Here is a 7,774-nt window from a genome sequence, read left to right as displayed (position 1 = left end):
CTCGTTGCGTTCGCGCATCTTCTGCCATTCCTGGTGGGCATAGCCGCGCTTGTTGCGCACGGTAACCAGCTGTTCGGCCACCAGCTGCTTCAGCCATTCGGTGTCGATCCAGTCAGGCAGGTGGACTGTACCGGGGGCGTCCAAGGCGCCCAGTGCACGGTCCTCGTCCGAAGGGCGTTCCAGCCGCAGGAAGCGGTAGGTTTCAGTCTTGAACGTCGCCGTCGCCACCGACCACAGCCGCGCGCCCCGGCGCAGACGCTTGCCGCCGATGGTCGCATCGACAAAGGTCGGGCCCGAAACCGGTGTTGCACGGTTGAAGCCTTCGAGGCCCTTGATCGGGGCCACCTGGTCGAAGCCCTGCTTGCGCGCCCATGCGTAAACTGCCGGGGCCTCATAGCCGGTGTCGATGGCCAGCCTGCCGATCAGCATCGCCGCGCCATTGGCGCAGGCCCATGTGCGGCCAAGCAAGGCGGTCAGCTTGTCCCAGCAGGCCGGATCGTCCGGGCCACCGGCAATGACGATGTGATCGACCAGCCAGCTTTCCAGACCGCGACCCCAGGCCCAGACATCGACCTCGATCCGGTCCTTCTGCACATCGGCGCCCGCCGTCAGGAACAACCCGCCGACAGGGATCTGCACCTCGCCATAGGCTTCGCGCCGTTCGGCCAGCCTTTGCCATTCCGGCGCATCGCCACTTTCCACCCATGTCTCGCCCAGGAGCGTATTGCGCGCGGCGCGCAGCATTTCTTCGGAGCCTTGCGCTGCCAACCACTCCCGCGCGATCTGGCCCCAGCTTTTCCAGCCCAGCGGCGAATAGAGCGCCGAGAGGTGGAAGCCGATGGCATGCGGATCGGCGGAAACGGCCGTCGCCCGCCATTCGCCCCGCTCCAGCATCTGCGTCTTGTGATGCTCGGCGATGGGCTTATCGCAGTCCTCGCAGTGATAGGCCGCAGTCTCCGGTCGTCCCTTCGCCCAGCGCAGGCGGTCGAACTGCAACCATTGCATCGCGCCACAATGCGGGCAGGGCACGAAATAGCGGCGCTGGTCCGAGGCCTCGAACTCGCGCTCGATCCGGCTGAGGCCCCGGATCGTCGGCGTCGAGACCAGGAACACCTTGCGCCGGTGCGAGAAGGTGGTGGTCCGCGCCTCGGCCAGTGTGACCGGATCGCCTTCCTCGTCCGCCGAGGCCGGATAGGCGTCGACCTCGTCGAGAAAGATGTAGCGCGCGGGCATCGACCGCAGGCCGGTCGGCGAGTTCGCCCCGGTCAAGACCAGGATGCCGCCGGGGAATTCCTTCGACAGCATCGAATTGCCCGCATCGCGCGAGCGGGCCGGATTGACCAGCGCCCGCAGCGCCGGGCTTTCCGAAATAAGCGGATCGAGACGCCCGCGCGAGGTGCGCTTGGCCATCTCGACCGTCGGCAGCACCGCCAGCATCGGCCCCGGCGCATGGTGGATGACAAAGCCGATCCAGTTGTTGCCCGCCTCGGTGGCGCCGACCTGCGCGGCCTTCATGAACGAAATGCGCTGCGCGGGGTGGCGCGGCGACAGCGCATCCATGATCTCGCGCAGATAGGGCGCGCGGGCCGTGCGGTACCGCCCCGGCTCGGCCGCACCACGCGACGACAGCCAGCGATGCGCATCCGCCCATTCCGATACCGTCAGGTCCGGATCGGGGCGCATGCCCTTGCGCCAGGAGCGCAGGATGTCCTCGGCCCCGTCGAAATCGAGGTCGAGGCCCTCTGTCAGGTCGCCGGTGCTCAGGTCGTGGTCCGTCTCCCCGTCACGCGAGGCTGACCCGGAGATCGGCGAGGGCGTCGAGTTGCGCTCTGACATGGGTTTCCAGCACCCTCTGCAGGATCGCGGCCTCGATGATCACCGGTCGCCCCGGTTGCTCCGGTCGCCCGGATTGCTTTTCCACCTCCGCCGCCACCTCGGCCGCCATCAATGCCGCGACCCGGGCAGGCCATGTGACCCAGACATCGCGTTCCTGCCGCGCGAGGCGGAATACCAGCGCTTCGGCCCGCGCCCGGTCGACCAGCGCGCCCTTCTTCTTCTGGATCGCCAGCTGGCGTTCCTGCGCCTGATAGACGGTCAGCGCCGTGCGGGCCTTCAGGTAGGACGAGCTGTCGGCCGGGCCAGACAACCCCGTCTCCCCGCCGGTCGACCGGCGTTGTTGGTCGGGATCGGTCATCTCGCCCCGCCGCACATCCGAGGCCGCGGCGTTGATCGAGCCATCGCCAAAAACCACCAGCCGCCCGGTCTTGCGCGCCTTCTGGATCGCCCCGCGCGACAGGCCGGAATGGGCGGAATACTCCCGCTCTGACATGCCGTCCATGCTGCCATCCGTCACATCTAAAGCAATGAAATTGCTTGTTATTCAGTTGATTACACTCCCGACAGGAGCGATTCTGGGTGCAGTAAGATGATGCAACTCACCCAAGGATGAAGCCCATGACCCCCCGCCGCAACGCCAGCCCGAACACCGCCCCCAGCGATGCCCTCCTGGCCGAGATCGCCATGAAGCACTTCTTCATCGAGACGCTGGAGACCCGCAACAGCGACAGCCTCGACTTCCACGATGTGGCGGTCTGGGCGATCCGCTCCGCTCTGGAAGCGGCCTATGCAGCCGGCGCCGCCGCAGCCGCCAAGCGCTGAAGGAGGGCAGGGACATGACCATGGCCACCACCACCATCCGCATCGACATCGACAGGCTGCCCGACCATCTCGACCGCAGCCGCCCCAGCGTGATGATCGAGGCCATCGAGACCGCGCTGCGCGAGGGCGGGATCAAGACCGACTGCTCGGACCTGTTCTCGCACATCAAGATCGACCTGCCGACCGCGCAACTGGCCGCCGCCATCGCCGTGCTCGTCGATCTGCAGCTGATCTGAGGGCAGCACCATGAGCACCCGCGCGCAGATCGCCATCCAGATCGGCCCCGAGGAATGGGCGCATGTTTACGTCCATTACGACGGCTATCCCGCCCACATGCTGCCTGCGCTGGCGCGCTGGAAGCCCGAGGACATAATCGCCGCCCGCGAAATCCGGCAGGTCACGGCCGAGGCGCTGGACTGCTTCAGCCCTCCCCGCGATCCGCGCATCCTGCCCCGCCCGACGCGGGAGTTTGCCCATCTCTACATGTGGATCGGCGGCCAGTGGGTGACGGTTGTGCCGCGGGCGGATACGGGCGGAGTGTAATCAGAAAGCACTGATATTGCTTGGATTTGCCTACACTCAGCGCCCCACCGGAGCGATGCTGATTTCACCAGAACGATGCAACTCACCGAAGGACGATGCCGCCATGACCACCCGCCGCGCCGCCGCCACCAATGACAAAGTGCTGAATGCCTTCATCTCCGCCAAGGCCGAAATCGACGCCCAACTGGCGCGTCTGCAGGCCCTGAGCGACGACCATTTCCTCGCCCAGCCCGACGAAATCCACTGGGGGCATGTCGGCGATCTGCAGCGTTACGCCAGCCTCCTGCGCCAGATCACCGACGCCGCCTTCAAGGAAGGCGAACACGCCGCCTGACGCTTCCCGCCCCCGACCGGGCCCCGCGATGGCGGGGCTTGGCCTCGTAGAAGGGGGCGCATCCCGCACGCCCGACCACAAGGAGTGACCATGTCTTACCAGAAGCTCTTGCGCGAACTGGCGCCCAGCTTGAACCCCGCCGGGGTGGAGGCCTCGATGCGCCTGCACTACGACGTTCTGAACCATCTGCCGCGCGACATCTTCTTGGCCGAGGCCCTGCTTGCCGCCGATCTGGAGACGGGCTCGCCCGGCATCCTGCGCAAGATCGCCGAGAGCATGGGGATGGGCGAGGAATTCGCGAAATGGGAGGCGGGCGATGACGCTTGATCCCGCCCAGCGCCACCAGATCGAACAGGACGCCATTACCGCCGCATGGGAGGCCGAACGCCTCGCCGCCTGTGACATCGCCATCGCGCTGCTGCGCGAGATCGCCGATCTGGAGCGCGATGATGATGGCGACGTGATCATCGGGGCCGATGAGACTGGCCACAACGACCTGATGTCGCGCATCGCCGCCTTCCTTGCCACCCACGACCAGTAGGGGAACGTCATGACCAAACTCACCGAAACCCAGACCCTCATCCTCAGCGCGGCGGCCCAGCGCCCCGAAAACATCGCCCTCCCGCTGCCCAAGGGGCTGGTCGGCGCCGCCGCCAAGATGGCCGTGACGAAAATGGTCGAACATGGCTGGCTGCAGGAGGTCGACGCCAACCTGCGGCGTGGCGAACCGCTCTGGCGCGAAACCGGCGACGGGCATGGCACCACACTGGTGGTCACAGACGCGGGGCTCTTGGCCATCGGGATCGAGTCGGTGGTGGTCAAGACCGTGGTCGCCATTCGCGACCATGCCGCCAAGACGCCTGCGCCGAAAGGCTCGGCTGCCGCTCAGCCGAAACTGCGCGCCGGGACCAAACAAGCCACGCTGATCTCCATGCTGCGCGCGCCCGAAGGCGCGACCATCGAGGAAATCATGGCCGCGACGGGCTGGCTCAGCCACACAATTCGGGGTGCCCTGTCCGGGGCGCTGAAGAAGAAGCTGGGCCTCGAGATCAGCTCTGAGAAGGACGACGCGCGGGGAAGGGTGTATCGATTGCCTGCGGTATAAGCCGCGACCTCTCCGCTGCAATATGACCGCCGCCCAACCCGGGCGGCGGTCTTCATGCTATGGCTTCAGCCGCTGAGAATCTTTGCGCAGTCTTGCCAGTCGCCATCTCCCACCGACGCACGGCGACATCACAATACACCGGGTCCAGTTCCATCGCGAAGCAGCGCCGCCCAGCGCGTTCGGCGGCCACGATCTGGGTGCCGGAACCGCAGAACGGCTCGTAGATCAGATCGCCCGGATCCGAAAACGCCGTCAGCACCGCCTCGACCAGCGCCACCGGAAACACGGCGGGGTGCGAGCCTGCCGCACCGAGCCCACCCTTGTGGCGCATGATGCGGAAGACAGAGTCCGGGATGCGGTGGCTCTGGATCGCATTGCCCGCGCCAGTTTTGGCCTGGACGCTGCCGTCGGCCCCGCGCAGCCCGCCGCCGCCCAAGACCTCGCCCGCATGCTTGGACGGGACGGTCTTGTGAGGCTTGCGGGGCGCGCGGTTGAAGTGGAAGATGAACTCGTGCGAAGGGGCCAGGCGGCCGTTCCAGTCTCCCGGCAAGCCCGGGCCCTGATCCCAGACATACCAGCCAAAGCGTCGCCAGCCAGAGGCGCGCATCCATTCCACCCATCCCTCCCAATAGGGCTGCCATTCGCTGTCGCGATGCACGAGGCCAAGGTTGACCAGCAGCTGCGCCTCGGCCGTGACCGGCGCTGCGGCGAACACGCCCTGCACCAGCGCATCCCAATCGCCGACCTTTTCCTTCGCCGCGCCGTAGTCGCGCTGCTGGACGTAGGGCGGAGAAGTGAACATCAGCGTTGCCTGTTCGCCCTGCATCAGCCTGGCGACAGCCGCCGGATCGGTGGCGTCACCGCAGCAGAGGCGGTGCTGGCCCAGCGCCCAGATGTCGCCCGGCCTGGTGATCGGTTCCACCGGAGCCTCAGGGATGGCGTCCGCCTGGTCGTCGTCGATCACCGTCCTGTCGTCGTCGCCCACGTGCAGCAGGGCGTCCAGTTCATCCTCGGGGATCCCGATCAGCCCGAGGTCGAAATCCTCGGCCAGTAGCGCCTGCAATTCCTGCAACAGCAGGGCCTCGTCCCAGCCGCCCAACTCGGTCAGTTTGTTGTCGGCGATGCGATAGGCCCGGCGTTGCGCTTCGGTCAGATGGCCGAGCACGATGACCGGGGCCTCGGTCAGTCCGAGATGGGCGGCGGCCAGGATGCGCCCATGGCCAGCGATCAACTCGCCATCGGCGGCAACCAGCACCGGCACGGTCCAGCCGAACTCGGCCATGCTGGCGGCGATCTTGGCGACCTGATCGGCATCGTGGGTCTTGGCGTTGCGGGCGTAGGGTTTCAGCCTGGCGAGGGGCCAGTGCTCGATCCGGCCCGGCAGCAAGGGCGCGTTCATGCCGCCAGCCTCTTGGCCTTCAGGTCGGCAAAGGTCTCGCCCGTTTCTGCCAGCACGGCATTGGCGCCGGTGAACGCCTGCCAGCGTTCGATGGCGACATCGACATAGGCCGGGTTCAACTCGATGCCGAAGCATACCCGGCCGGTGGTTTCTGCAGCGATCAGCGTGGTGCCGGAGCCCATGAAGGGTTCGAACACTGCCTGGCCGGGGCTCGAGTTGTTCAGGATCGGGCGGCGCATGCATTCGACCGGCTTTTGCGTGCCGTGCACAGTGGCGGCGTCCTGATCCTTGTTGGCGATCTGCCACAGCGTTGTCTGCTTGCGGTCTCCAGCCCAGTGACCCTTGCCGGTCTTCCGCACGGCATACCAGCAGGGTTCATGCTGCCAGTGATAGTCGCCGCGGCTGAGAACCAGCCGGTCCTTGGCCCAGATGATCTGCGACCGGACGGCAAAGCCCGCCGCCACAAGGCTCTCCGCCACGGTCGCGGCATGAAGCGCGCCATGCCAGACATAGGCCACGTCGCCGGGAAACAGCGCCCAGGCTTCGCGCCAGTCGGCGCGGTCGTCGTTCAGCACCTTGCCGGTGCGCTTGGTCCTGGCCGCCCCCGCCTGGTTGCGCCAGGACGGGTCGTATTCCACACCATAGGGCGGATCGGTCACCATCAGCAGCGGCCGCACGTCGCCCAGCAGCCGCCCAACCACATCGGTGGATGTGCTGTCGCCGCAGATCAGCCGGTGCGATCCGAGCTGCCACAGGTCGCCCGCGACCGACACCGGCATGACCGGCGGCTCGGGAATGTCATCCTCGCCCTCGACCGGACCCTCGTCGCCCAGCGCCTCCGGGTCGCGCAACAGGGCATCCAGATCTTCGTCGGTGATGCCCAGCAGCGACAGGTCGAAATCCTCGGCCAGCAGCCCGGCGATTTCGTCGCGCAGCATCCCCTCGTCCCACTCGCCCAGCTCGGTCAGCTTGTTGTCGGCGATCCGGTAGGCCCGGCGTTCCGCTTCATCGAGGTGGCCGAGCCGGATCACCGGCACGTCCTTCAGCCCAAGCATCGCGGCCGCCAAAACCCGGCCATGCCCCGCGATCAGCTCGCCATCGTCGGCCACCATGCAGGGCACGGTCCAACCGAACTTCGCCATGCTGGCGGCGATCTTGGCCACCTGATCGGTGCCGTGGATCTTGGCATTTCGGGCGTAGGGGCGCAGCCGGTCGAGAGGCCAGGTCTCGATCTGGCTCGGTGTGAACACCAGGTTCATGGGGCGGGTCTCTTCTGGGGCAGGGCGGACATGCCGATGCGCACTGCCGAAACGGGCTGTGTCAGGATCGGGATCCGCGATGTTGGAAATGAGAAGCGCCCGCGAGGGTATCCTCCGGGCGCAATTCTTCGATGATCAAGGGGTAGGTCAAGAGGGGCAGCTTTGTCAAACGGAAAATGCACGCGGATTCAATCAGTTGTAGAACCCTGATATCCTGGCCGAAAGCATCCACCCGGGCCGGGATCGGCATAGGTCGAGCTTTCCTTCCGCTTCTGCTGTCTGGAAGCCGTTGGCCACTTCCCTGGATTCCAAGGCGACCGCCATGCCCAAATCTGCTAGGGTCTGTTGACGTTTGAGGATTCCCAAATTGGCGGCTGAGTGATTCAAGGTTACCAAATGGGAGGTAGCCTTGATCCGGATGACTTTGACCGACACTCAATGGGCGATCATCGCCCCGCACTGCCTTGGTCGGGAGT

General features: G+C 66.2%; 11 protein-coding genes. 7 read left to right on the top strand and 4 right to left on the bottom strand.

The features are described 5' to 3' along the window. Together ACE3P6_RS16100 and ACE3P6_RS16095 are read right to left on the bottom strand one after the other, a co-directional pair. On the bottom strand, nt 1–1,836 hold a 1,836-nt coding region (locus tag ACE3P6_RS16100), incomplete at its 3' end, for a phage terminase large subunit family protein (protein WP_374397006.1). Beyond that, nucleotides 1,784–2,338 carry a hypothetical protein gene (locus tag ACE3P6_RS16095; RefSeq protein WP_374397004.1) on the bottom strand — a complete coding sequence of 185 codons (555 nt, stop codon included), beginning with the start codon at nt 2,336–2,338 and terminating at the stop codon, nt 1,784–1,786. The genes ACE3P6_RS16100 and ACE3P6_RS16095, both read right to left, overlap by 53 nt. Nucleotides 2,339–2,454: 116 nt before the next feature. Here ACE3P6_RS16095 and ACE3P6_RS16090 point away from each other — a divergent pair, with 116 nt between their 5' ends. The 7 genes from ACE3P6_RS16090 to ACE3P6_RS16060 all read left to right on the top strand — a co-directional run bounded on the left by ACE3P6_RS16090 (nt 2,455) and on the right by ACE3P6_RS16060 (nt 4,640). Then, a complete protein-coding gene (locus tag ACE3P6_RS16090; RefSeq protein ID WP_374397001.1) occupies nt 2,455–2,658 on the top strand; it encodes a hypothetical protein in 204 nt (67 codons plus the stop codon). Nucleotides 2,659–2,672: 14 nt separating this feature from the next. Further along, the gene (locus ACE3P6_RS16085) at nt 2,673–2,894 is read left to right on the top strand and encodes a hypothetical protein (RefSeq protein WP_374397000.1); all 222 of its coding nucleotides are present in this window, start codon (nt 2,673–2,675) and stop codon (nt 2,892–2,894) included. Nucleotides 2,895–2,904: 10 nt separating this feature from the next. Further along, entirely contained in the window at nt 2,905–3,201 is a 297-nt protein-coding gene (locus ACE3P6_RS16080; protein ID WP_374396997.1) for a hypothetical protein, read from the top strand. A gap of 103 nt (nt 3,202–3,304) precedes the next feature. Next, a complete protein-coding gene (locus ACE3P6_RS16075; protein ID WP_374396995.1) occupies nt 3,305–3,535 on the top strand; it encodes a hypothetical protein in 231 nt (76 codons plus the stop codon). Between the two features lie 90 nt (nt 3,536–3,625). Beyond that, entirely contained in the window at nt 3,626–3,862 is a 237-nt protein-coding gene (locus tag ACE3P6_RS16070; protein WP_374396993.1) for a hypothetical protein, read from the top strand. Further along, nucleotides 3,852–4,076, top strand: coding sequence for a hypothetical protein (locus tag ACE3P6_RS16065; protein ID WP_374396990.1), 225 nt, complete (start codon nt 3,852–3,854; stop codon nt 4,074–4,076). Before ACE3P6_RS16070 ends, ACE3P6_RS16065 begins: the two co-directional genes overlap by 11 nt. A 9-nt stretch (nt 4,077–4,085) precedes the next feature. Continuing rightward, a complete protein-coding gene (locus ACE3P6_RS16060) occupies nt 4,086–4,640 on the top strand; it encodes a DUF3489 domain-containing protein (RefSeq protein ID WP_374396988.1) in 555 nt (184 codons plus the stop codon). A gap of 52 nt (nt 4,641–4,692) precedes the next feature. Here ACE3P6_RS16060 and ACE3P6_RS16055 read toward each other — a convergent pair whose 3' ends face one another. After that, a complete protein-coding gene (locus ACE3P6_RS16055; protein ID WP_374396986.1) occupies nt 4,693–6,039 on the bottom strand; it encodes a site-specific DNA-methyltransferase in 1,347 nt (448 codons plus the stop codon). Beyond that, nucleotides 6,036–7,298, bottom strand: a complete 1,263-nt coding sequence (locus ACE3P6_RS16050; protein ID WP_374396984.1) for a site-specific DNA-methyltransferase — start codon at nt 7,296–7,298, stop codon at nt 6,036–6,038. The genes ACE3P6_RS16055 and ACE3P6_RS16050 overlap by 4 nt, the downstream gene beginning before the upstream one ends. Nucleotides 7,299–7,774: the final 476 nt, after the last annotated feature.

The sequence above is a fragment of the Tabrizicola sp. genome, assembly GCF_041911175.1.
In the GTDB taxonomy this organism is placed as follows: Bacteria; Pseudomonadota; Alphaproteobacteria; order Rhodobacterales; family Rhodobacteraceae; genus Tabrizicola.
Note: the sequence above shows the minus strand (reverse complement) of the source record. Positions and strands in the feature narration are given on the sequence as shown.

Excerpts from the sequence above, each read along its gene's own strand:
- ACE3P6_RS16095 (WP_374397004.1), bottom strand. The coding sequence starts at position 2,338 with ATGGACGGCATGTCAGAGCGGGAGTATTCCGCCCATTCCGGCCTGTCG.
- ACE3P6_RS16090 (WP_374397001.1), top strand. The coding sequence starts at position 2,455 with ATGACCCCCCGCCGCAACGCCAGCCCGAACACCGCCCCCAGCGATGCC.
- ACE3P6_RS16085 (WP_374397000.1), top strand. The coding sequence starts at position 2,673 with ATGACCATGGCCACCACCACCATCCGCATCGACATCGACAGGCTGCCC.
- ACE3P6_RS16080 (WP_374396997.1), top strand. The coding sequence starts at position 2,905 with ATGAGCACCCGCGCGCAGATCGCCATCCAGATCGGCCCCGAGGAATGG.
- ACE3P6_RS16075 (WP_374396995.1), top strand. The coding sequence starts at position 3,305 with ATGACCACCCGCCGCGCCGCCGCCACCAATGACAAAGTGCTGAATGCC.
- ACE3P6_RS16070 (WP_374396993.1), top strand. The coding sequence starts at position 3,626 with ATGTCTTACCAGAAGCTCTTGCGCGAACTGGCGCCCAGCTTGAACCCC.
- ACE3P6_RS16065 (WP_374396990.1), top strand. The coding sequence starts at position 3,852 with ATGACGCTTGATCCCGCCCAGCGCCACCAGATCGAACAGGACGCCATT.
- ACE3P6_RS16060 (WP_374396988.1), top strand. The coding sequence starts at position 4,086 with ATGACCAAACTCACCGAAACCCAGACCCTCATCCTCAGCGCGGCGGCC.
- ACE3P6_RS16055 (WP_374396986.1), bottom strand. The coding sequence starts at position 6,039 with ATGAACGCGCCCTTGCTGCCGGGCCGGATCGAGCACTGGCCCCTCGCC.
- ACE3P6_RS16050 (WP_374396984.1), bottom strand. The coding sequence starts at position 7,298 with ATGAACCTGGTGTTCACACCGAGCCAGATCGAGACCTGGCCTCTCGAC.